At 61.2% G+C, this 17,156-nt stretch carries 12 protein-coding genes and 1 pseudogene; 11 read left to right on the top strand and 2 right to left on the bottom strand.

Annotation, left to right across the window (positions count from 1 at the left end; genetic code table 11):
* Positions 1 to 118: 118 nt before the first annotated feature.
* The 11 genes from fahA (at position 119) to AWB67_RS30625 (ending at position 14,554) form a co-directional block, all read left to right on the top strand.
* Positions 119 to 1,435 carry a fumarylacetoacetase gene (gene fahA, locus AWB67_RS30675; RefSeq protein ID WP_087659886.1) on the top strand — a complete coding sequence of 439 codons (1,317 nt, stop codon included), beginning with the start codon at positions 119 to 121 and terminating at the stop codon, positions 1,433 to 1,435.
* Positions 1,436 to 1,691: 256 nt separating this feature from the next.
* Positions 1,692 to 2,612 carry a LysR family transcriptional regulator gene (locus AWB67_RS30670; RefSeq protein WP_087659885.1) on the top strand — a complete coding sequence of 307 codons (921 nt, stop codon included), beginning with the start codon at positions 1,692 to 1,694 and terminating at the stop codon, positions 2,610 to 2,612.
* A 97-nt stretch (positions 2,613 to 2,709) separates the two neighbouring features.
* Positions 2,710 to 4,119 (top strand): FAD-dependent tricarballylate dehydrogenase TcuA, encoded by a 1,410-nt coding sequence (gene tcuA, locus AWB67_RS30665; RefSeq protein ID WP_062638764.1) that lies wholly within the window; start codon positions 2,710 to 2,712, stop codon positions 4,117 to 4,119.
* A complete protein-coding gene (gene tcuB / locus AWB67_RS30660; protein WP_062638765.1) occupies positions 4,106 to 5,320 on the top strand; it encodes a tricarballylate utilization 4Fe-4S protein TcuB in 1,215 nt (404 codons plus the stop codon). The genes tcuA and tcuB overlap by 14 nt, the downstream gene beginning before the upstream one ends.
* Before the next feature lie 83 nt (positions 5,321 to 5,403).
* Complete coding sequence (locus AWB67_RS39910) at positions 5,404 to 5,748, top strand: hypothetical protein (protein ID WP_125477736.1); 345 nt, start codon at positions 5,404 to 5,406, stop codon at positions 5,746 to 5,748.
* Positions 5,749 to 5,848: 100 nt separating this feature from the next.
* Entirely contained in the window at positions 5,849 to 7,165 is a 1,317-nt protein-coding gene (locus tag AWB67_RS30650; RefSeq protein ID WP_087659883.1) for an MFS transporter, read from the top strand.
* A gap of 108 nt (positions 7,166 to 7,273) precedes the next feature.
* Entirely contained in the window at positions 7,274 to 7,555 is a 282-nt protein-coding gene (locus tag AWB67_RS41515) for a recombinase family protein (protein ID WP_200822349.1), read from the top strand.
* Positions 7,556 to 8,277: 722 nt separating this feature from the next.
* Positions 8,278 to 9,576: an ATP-grasp domain-containing protein gene (locus AWB67_RS30640; protein WP_087659882.1), complete on the top strand. Its 1,299-nt coding sequence runs from the start codon at positions 8,278 to 8,280 to the stop codon at positions 9,574 to 9,576.
* Between the two features lie 10 nt (positions 9,577 to 9,586).
* The gene (locus tag AWB67_RS30635; protein WP_087659881.1) at positions 9,587 to 12,286 is read left to right on the top strand and encodes a CoA-binding protein; all 2,700 of its coding nucleotides are present in this window, start codon (positions 9,587 to 9,589) and stop codon (positions 12,284 to 12,286) included.
* Between the two features lie 140 nt (positions 12,287 to 12,426).
* Positions 12,427 to 13,725, top strand: a complete 1,299-nt coding sequence (locus AWB67_RS30630) for an MFS transporter (protein ID WP_087659880.1) — start codon at positions 12,427 to 12,429, stop codon at positions 13,723 to 13,725.
* 46 nt (positions 13,726 to 13,771) lie between these two features.
* Positions 13,772 to 14,554 (top strand): substrate-binding domain-containing protein, encoded by a 783-nt coding sequence (locus AWB67_RS30625; RefSeq protein ID WP_087659879.1) that lies wholly within the window; start codon positions 13,772 to 13,774, stop codon positions 14,552 to 14,554.
* Positions 14,555 to 14,569: 15 nt separating this feature from the next.
* Here AWB67_RS30625 and dctA read toward each other — a convergent pair.
* Both dctA and AWB67_RS30615 read right to left on the bottom strand, forming a co-directional pair.
* Positions 14,570 to 15,870 (bottom strand): annotated as a pseudogene (gene dctA / locus AWB67_RS30620) (C4-dicarboxylate transporter DctA).
* Positions 15,867 to 16,799 (bottom strand): LysR family transcriptional regulator, encoded by a 933-nt coding sequence (locus AWB67_RS30615; RefSeq protein ID WP_087659878.1) that lies wholly within the window; start codon positions 16,797 to 16,799, stop codon positions 15,867 to 15,869. The pseudogene dctA and the gene AWB67_RS30615 overlap by 4 nt, the downstream one beginning before the upstream one ends.
* Positions 16,800 to 17,156 lie beyond the last annotated feature (357 nt).

The raw sequence follows: 17,156 nt of genomic DNA, 5'->3' as shown, positions 1-17,156 counted from the left end.
CCGACGCGCTACGCGCTCGAATCGTCCCAATTGCAGAGCGAGTACTACCGTTGCTGGCAAGGTCTGAAGAAGCATTTTAATCCGGCGCAGCGCTGAATCCGCACCAAGGAGATACCGTATGTCATTGATCAATGAATCGCACGACCCGAGTCTGAAGAGTTGGGTCGCGCAGGCAAACGAACCGGGAAGCGATTTCCCGATCCAAAATCTTCCATTCGCCGTGTTTCGCCGCAAGGGTAGCGACGAGGCGTTCCGCGGTGGCATAGCCATTGGCGACCAGATCGTCGATCTTGGGGCGGCCGCAGGCAGCGGCGTTTTCTCGGGTGAAGCGGCCTCCGGCGCAACTGCGTGCGGCGACGCAAGTCTGAACCGGCTGATGGCGATGGGACCCTCGATCTGGTCCGCACTGCGGCTCGCGCTATCTCGAGCATTGCGCACAGGCGCGCCCGAGGCTACGATCCTGGCTGGCACGCTGGCCCCGCAAGCGCAGGCGGAGTACACGGTTCCGGCACGCATCGGTGACTACACGGATTTTTACACCTCTGTGCATCACGCAACCAATATCGGCAAGCTGTTCCGCCCGGACAATCCCCTGATGCCAAACTACAAATGGGTCCCCATCGGCTATCACGGCCGTGCGTCCTCCATCGGCGTTTCGGGCCAGGCGTTCTCGCGTCCCATTGGCCAGACGCTCCCGCCAGGCGCGACGCAACCGGAGCTCGGTCCTTGCAAGCGGTTGGACTACGAACTGGAACTCGGAATCTTTGTTGGAACTGGCAATGAATCTGGGATGCAGGTGCCGATCACTGAGGCTGAATCGCATGTATTCGGCCTATGCCTGCTTAACGATTGGTCAGCCCGCGATATCCAAGCTTGGGAATACCAACCACTTGGTCCGTTCCTCTCCAAAAACTTCGCAACGACCATCTCGCCCTGGATCGTCACGATGGACGCGCTTGCGCCATATCGTGTCCCTTTCACGAGGCCGGAAAGCGATCCGCAGCCTCTGCCTTATCTGGATTCGACACAACAGCGCGAAGCGGGCGCGATCGACGTGCAGCTCGAAGTCTGCATTGAAACGGAAGCGATGCGTGCGGCCCGCACGCCAGGCGCACGTCTCAGCCTCACCAGTTACCGGCATGCCTATTGGACAATCGCGCAAATGGTTGCGCATCACACGGTGAATGGTTGCAACCTGCAGCCCGGGGACCTTTTGGGCACCGGTACGCTCTCCGGCCCCTCCCTGGATCAGGCCGGAGCCCTGATTGAACTCACCGCAGGCGGCAAGCAACTGGTGGACCTGCCCAACGGCGAACAGCGCACGTTTCTTGAAGATGGCGACGTCGTCATCATGCGCGGCTGGTGCCAAAAGGCCGGCGCTGCACGCATCGGATTTGGGGATTGCTACGCGAGAGTATTGCCGGCAATGTGCTAAATCCAGTGAGACGCTTCCAATGACGAAACTGTTGCGCATGACCCTTTAGGCAAGTCGTTGACATTACCGAAGATAAGTCGCGCGATCACCTCCGGGGGCCGATCTGCCTCGCGGATCCCACGACATGCTGGATTGATGATCGAAGCGATGAGCAGACACTGTGCATTAGCTATCGAAGCAAGGGCCGGACCTGCCATTTGCCTTTTACTTTGCTACTGTTGAAGATATCGGTCAAGACGACCTGCGCGGAGAATGGATGGAACTGCGACAGTTGCGTTATTTCATCAGTGTGATCGAGCACGGCAGCATGGGTAAAGCGGCACTCGAACTTGGCGTGGTCACATCCGCGCTGAGTCAGCAGATCAGTCGCCTCGAAAGCGAGTTGTCGACTCGACTGCTGCAACGCACTTCCAGCGGCGTGGTGCCGACCGACGCGGGACTCGCGTTCTGGAGGCAGGCGCAACTAGCATTGCGCCACGTCGACGACGCGGCGCTCGCCGCGCGGCAGGCGCGATTGTCGGGCCATGTCAGCGTGGGGCTGGCTCCGAGTACTACGGGTGTACTGGGGCTGCCATTCATGCGCGCGATGCGCGAGCGATATCCCGATGTGCGCCTGCGCATGGTAGAAAGCCTGTCCGGGTATCTGGCCTCAATGCTGGGTGCGCGGCAGATCGACCTCGCGATTCTTTTCCACGAGGAGCTAACGCAACGTTGGAGCGTGATGCCCTTGCTGGATGAGCGTCTCTTCGTGATCGGCGCTCGTAGTCTCACCGGAATGCCCGCGGGCGCCGAAGTGCGGATTTCGGCGCTCGGCGAGCTTCCCCTCATTTTGCCGAGCGGGTCTCACGGGTTGAGGGCCTTGCTATCCGCCTCTTTCAGAAGGGCGAAGTACGAGCCGCGCATCGCCGCCGAAGTGGATGGCCTCGCCATGCTGATGGACGCTGTGCGGGGCGGCTTGGGGGCGACCATCCAGCCGGGCGCGGCGCTCGCGCGGTCCGAGAACGCAGCACTTGCAAGCGTCCAGGTTGCGGATGCCGATGCTACAAGACCCAATTTGCTCGTCAGCGTGTCGGATGACGAATTGTCGCCAGCCGGGCTCGGAGCGCGCGTCGTACTTGCCGACGTGGCGCGCGCCCTCGTGAATGACGGCCGCTGGCCAGGAGCAAAACTCAGGTAAAACACGTATTCACGAAAGCTGAACACCTCTTGCCGGTTTGCTGATGGCGGCACACGGCGTCGCCCGCTACATTCGGTCTCACAAGGAGACAACGCAAATGGTCGACGTTCTGGTAATCGGAGGGGGCAATGCTGCGCTCTGCGCCGCCCTGATGGCGCGCGAAGCAGGCGCCTCGGTATTGCTTCTCGAATCGGCCCCCCGCGAATGGCGCGGTGGCAATTCCCAGCACACACGCAACCTGCGCTGCATGCACGATGCACCACAAGATGTGCTGATCGATGCGTATCCGGAGGAAGAATACTGGCAGGATTTGCTCAAAGTCACCGGCGGTATTACTAATGAACGTCTCGCGCGCCTGGTGATCCGTGAGTCGTCAACGTGCCGGCCATGGATGCAAAAGCATGGCGTGCGTTTCCAGCCGCCTCTTTCAGGGGCTCTGCACGTAGCCCGAACGAATGCCTTTTTTATGGGCGGCGGCAAGGCGCTGGTCAATGCGTATTATCGCAGCGCCCAATCCCTTGGCATACAGATCCGTTACGACTCCCCGGTGGACGCCATTGAATTGGAAGGCGATCGCTTTGTGGCGGCAAGGACCGGCTCCGAGCGTTTCGAGGCACGCGCCTGCGTGCTGGCCGCCGGAGGTTTTGAATCCAATCGCGAATGGTTGAGACAGGCCTGGGGGCAGAACGAGCGCGGCGAATGGCCCGCCGACAACTTCCTGATTCGTGGCACGCGCTTCAACACAGGCGTTCTACTTAAGTACATGATCGATGCGGGCGCCGATGCGATTGGCGACCCTTCGCAATCCCACTGCGTCGCCATCGACGCGCGCGCGCCACTGTACGACGGAGGTATCTGCACCCGGATCGACTGCGTCTCTCTCGGCGTGGTACTTAACCGCGATGCCAAACGTTTTTACGACGAGGGCGAGGACTTCTGGCCGAAGCGCTACGCAATATGGGGGCGATTGGTTGCGCAGCAGCCCGGCCAGATCGGCTACTCAATTATCGACGCCAAGGCGATCGGCCGGTTCATGCCGCCCGTCTTTCCTGGCGTGAAGGCCGACACACTGTCGGAACTGGCTCGAAAGCTGGAGCTACCCGAGTCAACGTTCGTGCAAACGATCACCGAGTACAACGCCGCCTGTCGGGTCGGCACATTCGACCACACGGCGCTCGACGATTGCCATACCGAATATTTGCTGCCTCCGAAGACTCACTGGGCCCGGCCGATCGACACGGCACCGTTTTACGGCTATGCGTTGAAGCCGGGCATTACGTTCACGTACCTCGGGCTCAAGGTCAATGAAAAGGCTCAGGTGCATTTCGGCGGCAAGCCAAGCGAAAACCTGTTCGTGGCAGGAGAAATGATGGCCGGCAACGTACTCGGCAAGGGTTATACCGCTGGCGTCGGCATGTCGATCGGCACCGCCTTTGGGCGCATCGCCGGCGCCGAGGCGGCGAAGGCCTTGAGCGAACAACTTGGAGTTCACCGTGCAGAAGCTTGAAGCACTTGCGCGCGAGGCGCAGGAACTTGCATCCCCTTCCGGGCCTGGCGGCAATCGCTCCGCGAACGGGCGACATTTCCAAACCATCCGCGTCCTTTCACTCACCGAAAACGAGACTGAGGTGGCGCGACAGATGCAGATATGCAATGCGTGCCGCTATTGTGAAGGATTTTGTGCGGTTTTTCCTGCCATGACCCGAAGGCTCGAGTTCGGAAAGGCCGACGTGAACTACCTGGCAAACCTGTGCCACAACTGCGGAGCGTGTTATCACGCATGCCAGTACGCGCCACCTCACGAGTTCGCGGTCAACGTCCCGGCGGCCATGGCGAAGGTCCGCGTCGAAACGTACGCTGAATACGCGTGGCCTTCTTTCATGGGCGCGCTTTACAAGCGAAACGGCCTGACTGTCTCGCTCGCGCTGGCAATCGGTCTTGCGCTTTCCCTGATGCTCGGGATCGCCTTGAGGGGGTCGCTCTTCAATGAGCGACTGGCTGGCGATTTCTACGCGATCTTCCCGCATAACCTGCTGGCCGCGATCTTTGGCGCAGTCTTCGGATTCGCGATTCTTGCCCTCGGAATCGGCGTGACGCGATTCTGGCGAGACGTGTCCTCGGGTGCTGCCTCAGCCCCCGCGATTGCCGAAGCGACAAAGAATGTACTGGGGCTCACGTACCTTGATGGAGGACATGGCGACGGGTGCAACGAGTCGGACGACCGGTTCACACTCGCGCGCCGTCGATTTCACCACTTCACGTTCTACGGCTTCATGCTGTGCTTCGCAGCGACCGTGGTAGCGACGTTTTACCACTACTTTCTTGGTCTGCATGCGCCTTATGCGTTGCTCAGCCTGCCCGTTGTGCTTGGCGTGTCCGGAGGCGTTGGGCTGCTGGTTGGGCCGGCCGGTCTGCTCTGGCTCAACCTGCGCCGCCACCCTAACCATGGCGATCCAAAGCAGCGGCCGATGGACCGGGGGTTCATTGCGTTGCTGCTGCTGAGCAGCGCGACGGGACTAGCGCTCCTGGCGTGGCGTGATACGGCTGCGATGGCGTGGCTTCTGGCGGTACACCTGGGGGTCGTGCTGGCACTTTTCTCAACGCTCCCGTACGGGAAATTCGCTCATGGCATTTATCGCTCAGCGGCATTGCTAAAGTCGGCTATCGAAAAGCGACAAGCCAATGGATTGCAGGTCGGCTCGGAATAGCTTGTTCGTGACCGTTTCGCTGCGCCCTTACGTAGCGCGACGGGCGCGGCGTGGGCCGACGAGTGCGCAGGGCACGACTGACGATGAAAACACCTGCCGTTGCGTGTTCTGAGATCGCCATTTTTTCCATACGCAATCAAAGGGTACCGTTCGACACGTTGAGCGGCCTGAACGCATTCGTGGACGCAAACGCGCTCGGCGAGATCGGCCAAACCGAAGGAAACAATTCGTCCCCAGTCCAGCAGTTCCCCGCGCAGTACGCAATTTCTATTGGTGAACGTAGATGCGGTATCACGGCGCTGTTTTTGAAGATCTTATGGCGATCGAGATTCACCGTTGGGAGTTCGGCGAACCGGACAGGATGGCAACCTTCACCCTTTTGGTCGATCCCCGAGTCTTGGGTCACGCAGAGAGAGATGACCAGCTGAATGGCAGTCGAAACAAGCACAAGCACACCCTAGCATTGCCGTGCCGCTTCAAGGCCTGACGTGCCACCAACGAAATAAGATACACAAGGAGACAAACATCGTGAACCCCTCAACCGCCGCCCTGGCCAACTCGGCCAATCCCCGCGCGTCAAAGATTGGTGCCGTTTTGCGCGTAACCAGTGGCAACTTTCTCGAGCAATTCGACTTCTTCCTGTTTGGCTTTTACGCGACCTACATTTCGAAAGTGTTTTTCCCGGCAAGCAGCGAGTTCGCATCGCTCATGTTGACGTTCGCAGTGTTCGGTGCCGGATTTTTGATGCGGCCATTAGGGGCGATCGTGCTTGGCGCATACATCGACGAGGTGGGCCGTCGAAAGGGTTTGATCGTTACGCTTTCGATCATGGCGAGCGGCACAATACTGATCGCATGCGTTCCAGGGTATGCGACGATCGGCATGCTCGCACCAGGACTCGTGCTGCTTGGACGGCTGCTTCAGGGATTCTCCGCGGGCGCCGAGCTCGGAGGCGTATCTGTGTATCTCGCAGAAATGGCGACACCGGGCCGCAAAGGCTTCTACACGAGTTGGCAATCGGCGAGCCAGCAGGTTGCTATTGTCGTTGCAGCGGCGCTCGGTTACGCGCTCAATAGCTGGATGACGGCGGATGAGATCGGCGCGTGGGGCTGGCGCATCCCCTTCTTTATCGGCTGTGCGATCATACCGTTCCTTTTCTTCCTGCGCCGCTCTTTGCAGGAAACCGACGAATTCAAGGCGCGGCGGCATCATCCGAAGGCCAGGGAAGTGTTCAAGACGATGCTGCAGAACTGGCGGACCGTGCTCACAGGCATGTTGCTTGTCGCGATGACCACCACGACCTTCTATCTGATTACCGTCTATACCCCGACGTTCGGCAGGACGGTTCTGAAACTGACTACGGCCGACAGCCTGGTCGTCACCCTTTGTGTTGGCATTTCCAACTTCGTCTGGCTGCCGATCGGCGGTGCGCTATCGGATCGCATCGGACGCCGGCCAATCCTGATCGCGATCACCGTGCTTGCTATCCTCACCTCTTACCCCGCTCTCTCATGGCTGGCTGCTCTTCCGAGCCTGGGCCGCATGCTGATTGTGCTTCTTTGGTTCTCGTTCTTCTTCGGTATGTACAACGGTGCGATGGTCGCCGCCTTGACCGAAGTGATGCCGGTAAATGTCCGGGTCGCGGGGTTTTCGCTCGCTTTCAGCCTCGCAACTGCGCTGTTCGGCGGATTTACCCCCGCGGTGTCGACCTACCTTATTCAGGCGACGGGTGACAAGGCTGCACCGGGTTACTGGATGAGCTTCGCCGCTGTGTGCGGGCTGGCCGCAACGCTCGCGCTCTACCGCCGCGGTGGCGCAGCGGAACGATCAGAGACTGCCATTTGACGGATGCAAAACGAGTCCCCCGGCTAGCCGCGCGCGATAATTGTCGTTTTATCGACATCGGCCTATCAGGTCATTCATAACCCGGAGAGCCAGAGACTGCAGTATGCGATGCAGGATCACCTGCAGCCGTTGGGCAGCAACGAGATCGAAGTGATCGACGAGGATCTGGGGCGCGCCGCGGCCGGAACGCAAACGCGCACCGGCATGGTGGCGGAGGTCTGTCTTGGGCGTAAGGATTCGGTTGCCGCCCGCGAAGTTTCGCGCTTTGCACGCAACAGCCGCGAGTGGCAACAGCTGGGTGATGTTGCCGCGTGGTTGACGCGGTGCTCGTCGATCAGGAAGCCGTGTAGGCTCCACGACAAAGCAACGACCGTTTGCTGCTCGGGCTAAAGGGAGCCTCAATGAGTACGAGCGGGATCTGCTGCGGCAGCGCCCGCTGGAAAGCGCGGCGAGAGAGGGCAAAACGTGGCGAACTCCTCGTCGCGGCGCCTGTAGGTTACTGCAAGACCGAAGACCGGCGCCTCGGGCGGGATCCGGATTCGCGCGGGCAGGATGGCCATTCGCTTAGTGTTTCGCCAGTTCGCGCAATTGTTTCGGTACGTCAGACGTTGCTGTGGTTTCTGGACAGGCGTCTCCGGCTTATGCGAATGTCCCTTCGTTCGCGAGTAATGGACCATTTACCTAAGTGACCATTTTGTGCCTGGACTGTGCCGTCTGCTCAACCGGCCAAGAAGAGAGACGCGGCGAAGGTGCCATACGCATTGATAATCTTCGAACATCAATGCTTCAGAAAATTGCACTTATCATGTCGCGCATTTGGCGTGAGTATCTGTACTCAAGATTCCCACCGAGATCGGAACAAAGTAAACCGCATCGGAGACAAGGCTTCGCACAGCGTGCGGCGCATCTCGAGCGCTAGCGATCGCCCCTCACGTCGCGCCCACGCTAGCGGCTCGACCGGTTCGAGCACTAGACAACTCGGCGCACATCAGAACTCGCATCCCCGACGCAACGTTTTGTAGCTGCCGATCGTCACGTCTGGCGCATTCGCCTAACGACTAATCCGAAAACCCGTTTCTTTATCATAGCAATGCCCTTCAGGAGACAACTTCATGCAGATCACCGGTATGTTGCACGGCGCGCGCCTGTTGCAATTCGTCGGATTCCCGGCGAGTGAAATCCTCGGCCCGAGCGCCAGCGAGGAGGAAATCAAGGCCTTGATCGATCGTCATCGTCAGGTTTTCATCAAGCCCGTCTTCAAGGGCGGCGTTGGCAAGAAGGGCAAGGCGGGCTTGTTGGGCCGCGCCACCGATCTCAAGACAGCGTTGGCCGAAAAAGAGCGGTTGTACTTTGCCGAGCATACCGTCGGCCACCTGAAAGCTAAGGCGAATGGCGTGACGTTCGAAGCCGGCGTTCCGGCCAAACATGAAGTCTATTTCTCGATTACCGACTCCACCCGCTTCCGGGCGCCGACGATGACGCTCTCGCACAAGGGCGGCATGGATATCGAGGAGGTCGATCCGAAGCACGTGGCGATGGTGCCTTTCGATGCGTTGACGGGCCTCAAGGCGTTCGTCGTGGCGAACGCGCTGAGCGAGATCGGCGCGCCGAAGGAGATCATTTCGCCGCTCGTGCAGCAGTTGCCGAAACTCTGGGAGCTCTTTCACGACTTCGGCATGACGACGCTGGAGCTCAATCCGATCCGGATGCGCGAGGACAGGAACGGACGGCTGACACCGGTCGCCTGCGACTTCAAGTGCGGCTTCGATCGCGACGATCCGCGCTGGACGCGCCTAGGACTCCCGCAACACCTGTTCGCCGCCGACTACTCCGACTTCGAGCAGGAGATCAATCAGTTGCGCACGCATCAGGGCCAAAGCGATGTGTACGTGATCAACGACAAGGGAACGATCCTCGCGCCGACGTTCGGCGGCGGCGCCAACTCGCTCGTGACCGAAATGCTCGGCGACGCCGCGATCATCTCGTCGGATTTCGGCGGCAATCCGCCGTACGCGAAGATGAAGGAAGTCGCCCGCATCTGCTTCAAACACTGGCTCAAGCAGTCGAACGTGCTTTTCATCATCGGCGGCAAGTCGAACAATACGGACATCTTCGAGACGCTGCGGGCGATGGCCGATGCCCTTCGCGAACACTTCAGCGAGCATGGACCGACGCCGCTCTACGTGGTGCTGGGCCGCGGAGGGCCGAACCTCGTGCGAGGCATGGCGGCGTTGAGAGACACCTGCGACTCGCTCGGCCTGCCTTACAGACTCTTCGGTTTCGATTCCGACATCAGTGAGGTCATCCAGTACGCGCGCAAGGCGGATGCGTGGATGCGCGAGGGTGGCCGGGCCGAAGTCGCAGCACGGATCGGCGCGACCGCGATGAAAACCGAAACGGCTCAGGCTTGAGGAGAGCGACATGTACAAACAACACAGCAACCCGTTCAAGTATTTCGTCGGCGTCAACTCGCTCGCGCAGATCGCCACCCGCGACGATCGCGTGTGCGTGCTCAACATCCTCGGCGGCGAATCGTCGGACGTAACGCCGGTCAGCCATGACTTCTCGGGCGGCAATATCGTCTTCGGCACTGCGCCGGGGAAGGGGGGACAAACGCTCTCCACGTCGATCGGCGATATCCCGGTCTACAACAACGTCCGCGAAGGGCTGGAGGCGGGGCACCGCTTCAATTGCGGCGTGGTGTATCTGCCGCCATCGGCCGCCCGCGACGGCGTTGCCGAACTGATCCGCGTGAATCCAGACCTGAAGAAGATTTTCATCATCACCGAGAAGATCTCCGTGCATGACGCCCGCGAAATCCGCGCGATGGGTCAGCAAGCGGGCATCGACATTTTCGGGGCGAACGGGCTGGGCGTCGCCGACTCGTGGAATCGCGTGAGGATCGGCGGGGCGCTTGGCGGCGACAATCCGGACGATTCGCTGCGCAAGGGATCGATTGCCATCTTTTCCAATTCGGGCGGCTTCAGCACGACGATCGCGCAGTACCTGCGCATGAGCGGCTGGGGTACGTCGACCGTCATTTCGAGCGGCAAGGACGTGTACATCCACTACGCCGCGCCGGAATTTGCGTTCGCCCTCGCCAACGATGCGCGCAGCAAGGCCGCCGTGCTTTATTGCGAACCGGGCGGCTATTACGAAGCCGATGCGACCTTCACTAAGCCGGTAGTCGCCTGCGTGGTGGGCCGGTGGAAGAGCCGGCTGACGCGTGCGGTAGGCCATGCGGGCGCGATGGCCGGCGGTTCCGATGACGCGCAAGCGAAGGAACGCTGGTTCATGGAGAAGTTCGGCGTCGACCGGCTCTTCAGCCCCGACGATCCATGCTGCTCGGTCAAGGGCGCGGTCGTCACGAACATCGCGCATATCCCGGCTGCGTTGACTGCCGTCATGCGCGCCAACGCGACGATGCCCGACTTCGAGCCCGAAGGCAGTCTCGCGCTCAAGCCGTGGTTCGGCTCCGATCAGCGCATCGAGCTTCCGTCCGGCCTGGCGATTCCCGTGGTCGGTGCGGTCGCGCCCTATGACGAGCAGGTTTTGCAGGTCAACGGCCAGGTCGGAGCGATTGCGCCGCGTCAGACGCTCAAGGACGCATCGGGCGCTTCGCAGATGGATGCGAAAACGCAGGTCAGCAGCCTGCATGGCGCCTCAATGCTAGACGCAGCGACGCATTCACTCGAAGCGAACGTCAGCCTTGCCCTACTTCACGAGTTCGGCGGCGAAAACGACGAGAAGCTCATCGACGTCGCGATCGCCGCGTTCATCAATCTGCACGGAAAGCCGGAACTCGCGGCGGCGCAAGCCGCTCGCGAGGCCGGAAATGCGCCCAACGCGATCCTGGCCGCTGCGGCTTCGATCATCGGGCCGAATCGCCAGCGAGCGGCTCGGGATGCTGCAAAATGGATGACCAATCGCTTCTCGGCAGCCGGCCTTACGAGCGCGCTCGATGAGAACTTCGACATCGCCCGGATCGACGCGAGCGGCAGTGAGCCGCTTTTCGCCGACTCAAGCGATCCGCGTGCTGAGGAGATGCTCGCGGGACTCGCCGAGCGTGGGGCCCATTCGGTCGTCGTCCGCTGGCTCACGTCACAGCCTGATCACCCGACGGCAGACGCGGTACTCGCCGCAATCACCACAACGCTTGCGTGGGGACCGCTGATGCGCAAGCGCATCTCGCGCGTTACGGCCGAGAGCCTGCCATGGTGGACCATGCTGTTCGGGACGCTGATCGGCGCATCGGCGGACGCCTCGCGACACCGTCCTGACGGCTTCTGCGGCTTTACCACGCAAGCTTTGATGAACAAACACAGCCTCACGGAAATTTGCTTTGCCGCACTGCTCAACCGGGAGCCCGGGCCCGACGATCTGTTCGCTTTCAAGACGCTCGTCGGTCTGCTGCTCACCAACGGTCCGGGAGCCATCTCGGCGCAGGGTGCGAAAGGCGCGGTATCGGCCGACGGTCCGGAAAGTCCAGAGCGCGTGCAGCTCAACAAGGCGCTGGTCGGCTTTCTCACGCATACCGGCTATACGCATGGCGGCAACGGCTATGAGGGCATCGCGTTCCTGATCGAAGCGTTCCGGGACAGTGGCCTCGACGATCCGTCTGACCCTGGACATGGCGTGGACCTGCGCTCGCTGGCCGAGCGCTCGGTCGAGCGGTATGCGAACTACAAGGCTCGGCAGAAGCATGCCGGCAGCCTCGAAATCGCGAAGCTGCCAGGCGTGAACCATCCCGTCTTCAAGGACAGGCCGGTCAACCACGACCCTCGCGAAGTGTTCATCGCGGACCTGTGCGAGAAGCGCGGCGAATACAACGTGTTCCATGCGTTCTATCGCGAACTTGTGCAGGCCTTGTTCGATGCAGGCGTGTCCCGCAACGTGTATTGCGTGAACGTCGATGCGGTGATCGCAGCGCTGCTGCTGAAGATGCTGTGGCAGCCGCTGCGACGTGGTGAACTGACCGAGACGGATCTGGAAACCGCCGCGTTTACGATCTTCCTTTATCCCCGCATGCTCGGCTGCGCGGCGGAAATCGACGATCACCTGAACCGGGGACGCAACATGGACACGCGCACGCCCGCTTCCCAGTGCCGCTTCGTAGCTTGAACGTCCACCGGCACTGATAACCAGCGGACATCAATCGTTCCAAAAACAGCACTTAACGTGCCGCGCCGTTCGGGCGAATATTCGACAAACAACAATCCGCCCGAACATCACAAAGTTCAAAATTTTCAGGAGACACCTCTATGCATTCCTCCTCAGGCACCCCGCCCCCCGGGCAGTCCAAGACGTCCGCCGTATTACGCGTGACGGCGGGCAACTTCTTGGAGCAGTTCGACTTCTTCTTGTTCGGCTTCTATGCAACGCAGATCGCCGCTGTTTTTTTCCCGGCAGCGAGCGAGTTCGCATCGCTGATGATGACCTTCGCCGTCTTCGGCGCAGGCTTCCTCATGCGGCCGCTCGGTGCGATCATCCTCGGTGCGTACATCGACGATGTCGGACGCCGCAAGGGCCTGATCGTCACGCTGTCGATCATGGCGAGCGGCACCATCCTGATCGCGTTCGTGCCCGGCTATGCGACGATCGGACTCTTCGCCCCGGCGCTGGTTCTCATCGGTCGTCTGCTGCAGGGCTTCTCGGCGGGCGCTGAACTCGGCGGGGTATCGGTGTATCTCGCCGAAATGGCGACGCCGGGCCGCAAGGGCTTCTTCACGAGTTGGCAGTCGGCAAGCCAGCAAGTGGCTATCGTCATCGCAGCCGCGCTCGGCTTCGCGCTCAATCAGTGGCTCGACACGGCGGCGATCGCCGCGTGGGGATGGCGCGTGCCGTTCTTCGTCGGCTGCATGATCGTGCCTTTCATTTTCATCCTGCGGCGCAATCTCCAGGAAACGGAGGAATTTAAACAGCGCCAGCATCGCCCGAGCATGAAAGAGGTCTTCGCTACACTCGTGCAGAACTGGAATGTCGTGATCGCTGGCGTGCTGCTGGTGGCGATGACCACCACAAGTTTTTATCTGATCACGGTGTATGCGCCGACCTTTGGCAAGACTGTCCTGCATCTGAGCACTGCCGACAGCCTGCTCGTCACGCTGTGCGTGGGTGTCTCCAATTTTATCTGGCTGCCGATCGGTGGTGCGCTGTCGGATAGAATCGGACGCCGTCCGCTCCTTCTTGCGATGACGATCCTGGCAATTGCGACCGCCTACCCGGCGCTGTCGCTACTGGCCCACGCACCAAGCTTCGTCAACATGCTGCTTGTGCTGCTCTGGCTCTCGTTCATGTACGGCATTTACAACGGCGCGATGGTCGTCGCGCTCACCGAGGTGATGCCAGTCGAGGTGCGCGTCGCCGGGTTCTCTCTCGCCTACAGCCTCGCGACGGCGGTCTTCGGAGGTTTTACGCCCGTCATCTCGACCGCGCTCATTCATATGACGGGTGACAAAGCCGCGCCAGGCTACTGGATGAGCTTCGCCGCGGTGTGCGGGCTCGGTGCAACACTCGCACTGTACCGGCGCCGTCGCGTTCCGCTGCATGCGGCTCCCTGAAGCATCGCACGCCTCCTCGAACATTAGACTGACATTCTATCGTCCCATGAAATCCTTTCTTCTGAAACTCTGCACCGCGGCGCTGCTCGGCACCTCCGCCGCTGCGGCGAATGTGCAGGCCGCAGATCTGCATGTGATGAGTTCAGGCGGCTTTACCGCCGCCTACAAGCTGCTCGGCCCGAAGTTCGCGGCGGCCACCGGCAATACGCTCGATACCGCGCTTGGCCCGTCGATGGGCAAGTCGCCGGAGGCCATTCCGAACCGGCTCCAGCGCGGCGAGCCTGCCGACGTGGTGATCATGGTCGGCTACGCCCTCGACGACCTGATCAAGCAGGGCAAGGTAATTCCCGATTCGCGCGTCGAACTCGCGGATTCGCGCATCGGCATGGTCGTGCGCGACGGCGCGCCGAAGCCCGACATCGGATCCGAGGCGGCGCTCAAGGATACCTTGCTGAATGCCCGGTCGATCGCTTACTCGGATAGCGCGAGCGGCGTCTATATCGAGCGCGAGCTGTTCAAGCGGCTCGGCATCGAGGAGCAGGTGAAGAACAAGGCGAAGATGATCCCGAAGATTCCGGTGGCGTCCGTTGTCGCGACAGGCGACTACGAAGTGGGATTTCAGCAGGTGAGCGAGTTACTTCCGGTGAAGGGGGCGGCGTACGTCGGCAAAATTCCGGAGTCGATGCAGTCCGTCACGCGCTTTGCCGCCGGCATACCGGTCGGCGCACAGCATCCGAAGGAAGCGAAGGCGCTGCTCGACTATCTCGCGTCGCCCGCCGTGCAGCCGGAGGTGACATCGACCGGGCTCGATTCCGTCGCCACGCATTGAAACTAAGGCAACGATTCAGCCCATCAGGTCGGCGGGCTGATCGAAGGCATCCTCAGGCTCATGCGCCAGGCTCAATGCGTTCTTCAGGCGCACCCGGTCGCAGGAGCGCTCCCACATCGATACGAAGATCACCGCGCAGGCATTGCTGATCACGCTCGTCAGGGCGCGCGCCTCGGACATGAAGCGATCGATGCCAACCAGCAGCGCGACGCCCGCCAGCGGCATATCGGGAATGACGGCCAGCGTCGCGACGAGCGCAACCAGTCCGCTGCCCGATACCCCGGCCGCGCCCTTCGACGTGAGCAGCATGACCGCGAGCATCGTCGCGATCTGGCCGCCCGAGAGGTGTACGTCGCACGCTTGAGCGATGAACATGGAGGCGAGCGTCAGGTAGATCGCCGTGCCGTCCAGGTTGAAGGAATAGCCGGCGGGCAGCACGAGTCCCACGATGCCTTTGTCGCAGCCAAGCGCTTCGAGCTTGACGACGAGGCGCGGCAACACCGGTTCGGTCGACGACGTCGCGAGTACGATGACGAGTTCCTCGCGAATGTAGCGCAGCAGCCGCCAGAGCGAGAAGCCATGCAGGCGTGCAAGTGGAGCGAGCACGCAGACGACGAACAGCAAACACGCCGCATAGAACGACACCATCAGCATGCCGAGCGAGCCAATCGAACGAATGCCGAAGCGGCCCACCGTGAACGCCATCGCACCGAATGCGCCGACGGGCGCGAGCCGCATGATCATCGCGAGGATGCGGAACAGCACGTGCGCGATGCCGTCGATGAATTCCTCTACCCGCCGCCCGTCGCTTCGGCTCGCATTCAATGCGAAGCCGAACAGAAGGGCGAGCAGCAGGACCGGCAGCACCTCGCCTTTCTCGAAAGCGCCGACAAGCGTCTCCGGAATCACATGAAGCGCAAATTCGACGAATCCGTGCGACAGCGTGCGCGTCGAATACTGCGCGAGGATCGTCGTGTCCAGATGATGCGCGTCGATGTGCAGGCCGGCGCCCGGGTGCAGCGCGAATGCGGTCGCGAGCCCCAGAACGAGCGCAACGATCGTGAGAACGTAGAACAACGCCAGCGCCTTCAGGATGGTCCGCCCGATCTTGGAGCCGCTTGCAAGCGAGGTAATGCCGGTGACGATCGTGCAGAAGACGATTGGCGCGATCATCATGCGTACCAGCGCGACGAACGCATCGCTGAGCGGTTTAAGCGATGCGCCGGCCTGTGGCCAGAGTGGCCAACGGTCATGCCGAGCCCCATGCCGAGCAGGACCTGGACGTAAAGCAGCCTGAACGGCCTTGCCAACGTCATTTCGGGGCCTTCTTCGCCGCGGCGTCGGCCATGCCGCTGCGCTTCGTGTCGAGGATTGTCTGATAAAACTGTTGCGCGGCCGGCGTGAGCGGACGCCCCCGGCGCCTGAGGATCCCGACACGTCTCGTCACGACCGGATCGACGAGCGGCACGCTGGTCAGAATCGGATGGTCGCGCATGGGCATCGCCATTGAAGGCACGGCGGCCACACCGAGTCCTGCTTCGATCAGGCCAAGCATGGTGGTGACATGGTGGGTCTCGCAGACACTAGGCTTCCTCGGCGCCACGGTGGTCAGCGCCTGATCGAGCAGCAGGCGGTTGCCAGAAGTCTTGTCGACGGATACATATTCGTGTTCGTAAAGCTCGTTCCAGGTCACACGCTTTTTCTGAGCAAGGGGATGATCGCGGCGGCACGCGGCGACGAACCGTTCCTGCACCAGGACCTTGAACTCGACCTCGGTTTCTTGGCTGCCCAGGAAGCTAACGCCGAAATCGGCTTCGCCGCTGATGACCGAGCCGAGCACTTCATTGGCGCTCGAGTCGAGCAGCTTGACCCGGATCCGCGGATAGCGGCTGTGATAAGCGGCAATGACGCTCGGCAGGAAATAGTAGGCAACCGACGGCACGCATGCGATGGTCACATGACCCAGGCGGCTCGTGGAGACGTCGCGGATGCCGAGCAACGCGACATCGAGGTCGTCGAGAAGTTGTTCTGCGCTCGGGGCGAACACGCGTCCTACGGTGGTGAGCGTCACGCTGCGCGTGGTTCGCTCGAAAAGCCGCACGCCGAGCGCCGCCTCGAGCTTCTCGATGCGCCGGCTGAGCGCGGGCTGCGAAATGTTGACTGCCTCCGCTGCTTTGCGGAAGCTGCCCAACTCCACGACGGCTCGAAACGCCTGCAAATCGTTCAGGTCGAAGTTGACGCCCACGAGCCATCCTCCGCATTTATGCGGCTATTTTGCATGATGCGGGCGAAAGCGCCCATCGAGGACAAAACTCGGTCATTCAGCCCACCGAGGATCGCACCGAAGTCGGGAGCGCCGGGCCCGTTTCGTAGTGTCAGCGGTCATTCATGGCCGAGAGGCGGGTGTCTCTTCATGGCCGGCCTCTGCCTACATGCTTGCCCTTGCCGGATCGGTTATTTGCCTGCACCGGTGGACGGGATACAAGTCAGCACGAGAATCCCCCCGTTATTTGCGGCAGACCTAAGGCTGTGCTGAAGAAGCGGGGGTTTTCACGGGATCGTCGTTGCTGATTCCACGATGCGAGAATGGCGACGCGCTCGC

The sequence above is a fragment of the Caballeronia terrestris genome, assembly GCF_001544515.1.
GTDB lineage: Bacteria > Pseudomonadota > Gammaproteobacteria > Burkholderiales > Burkholderiaceae > Caballeronia > Caballeronia terrestris.
This window is presented reverse-complemented; position numbering and strand designations above follow the sequence as displayed.

What these genes read in the sequence shown, in the direction of transcription:
- fahA (WP_087659886.1), top strand. Translation starts at nt 119, where the DNA reads ATGTCATTGATCAATGAATCGCACGACCCGAGTCTGAAGAGTTGGGTC.
- AWB67_RS30670 (WP_087659885.1), top strand. Translation starts at nt 1,692, where the DNA reads ATGGAACTGCGACAGTTGCGTTATTTCATCAGTGTGATCGAGCACGGC.
- tcuA (WP_062638764.1), top strand. Translation starts at nt 2,710, where the DNA reads ATGGTCGACGTTCTGGTAATCGGAGGGGGCAATGCTGCGCTCTGCGCC.
- AWB67_RS39910 (WP_125477736.1), top strand. Translation starts at nt 5,404, where the DNA reads ATGAAAACACCTGCCGTTGCGTGTTCTGAGATCGCCATTTTTTCCATA.
- AWB67_RS41515 (WP_200822349.1), top strand. Translation starts at nt 7,274, where the DNA reads ATGCAGGATCACCTGCAGCCGTTGGGCAGCAACGAGATCGAAGTGATC.
- AWB67_RS30640 (WP_087659882.1), top strand. Translation starts at nt 8,278, where the DNA reads ATGCAGATCACCGGTATGTTGCACGGCGCGCGCCTGTTGCAATTCGTC.
- AWB67_RS30635 (WP_087659881.1), top strand. Translation starts at nt 9,587, where the DNA reads ATGTACAAACAACACAGCAACCCGTTCAAGTATTTCGTCGGCGTCAAC.
- AWB67_RS30630 (WP_087659880.1), top strand. Translation starts at nt 12,427, where the DNA reads ATGCATTCCTCCTCAGGCACCCCGCCCCCCGGGCAGTCCAAGACGTCC.
- AWB67_RS30625 (WP_087659879.1), top strand. Translation starts at nt 13,772, where the DNA reads ATGAAATCCTTTCTTCTGAAACTCTGCACCGCGGCGCTGCTCGGCACC.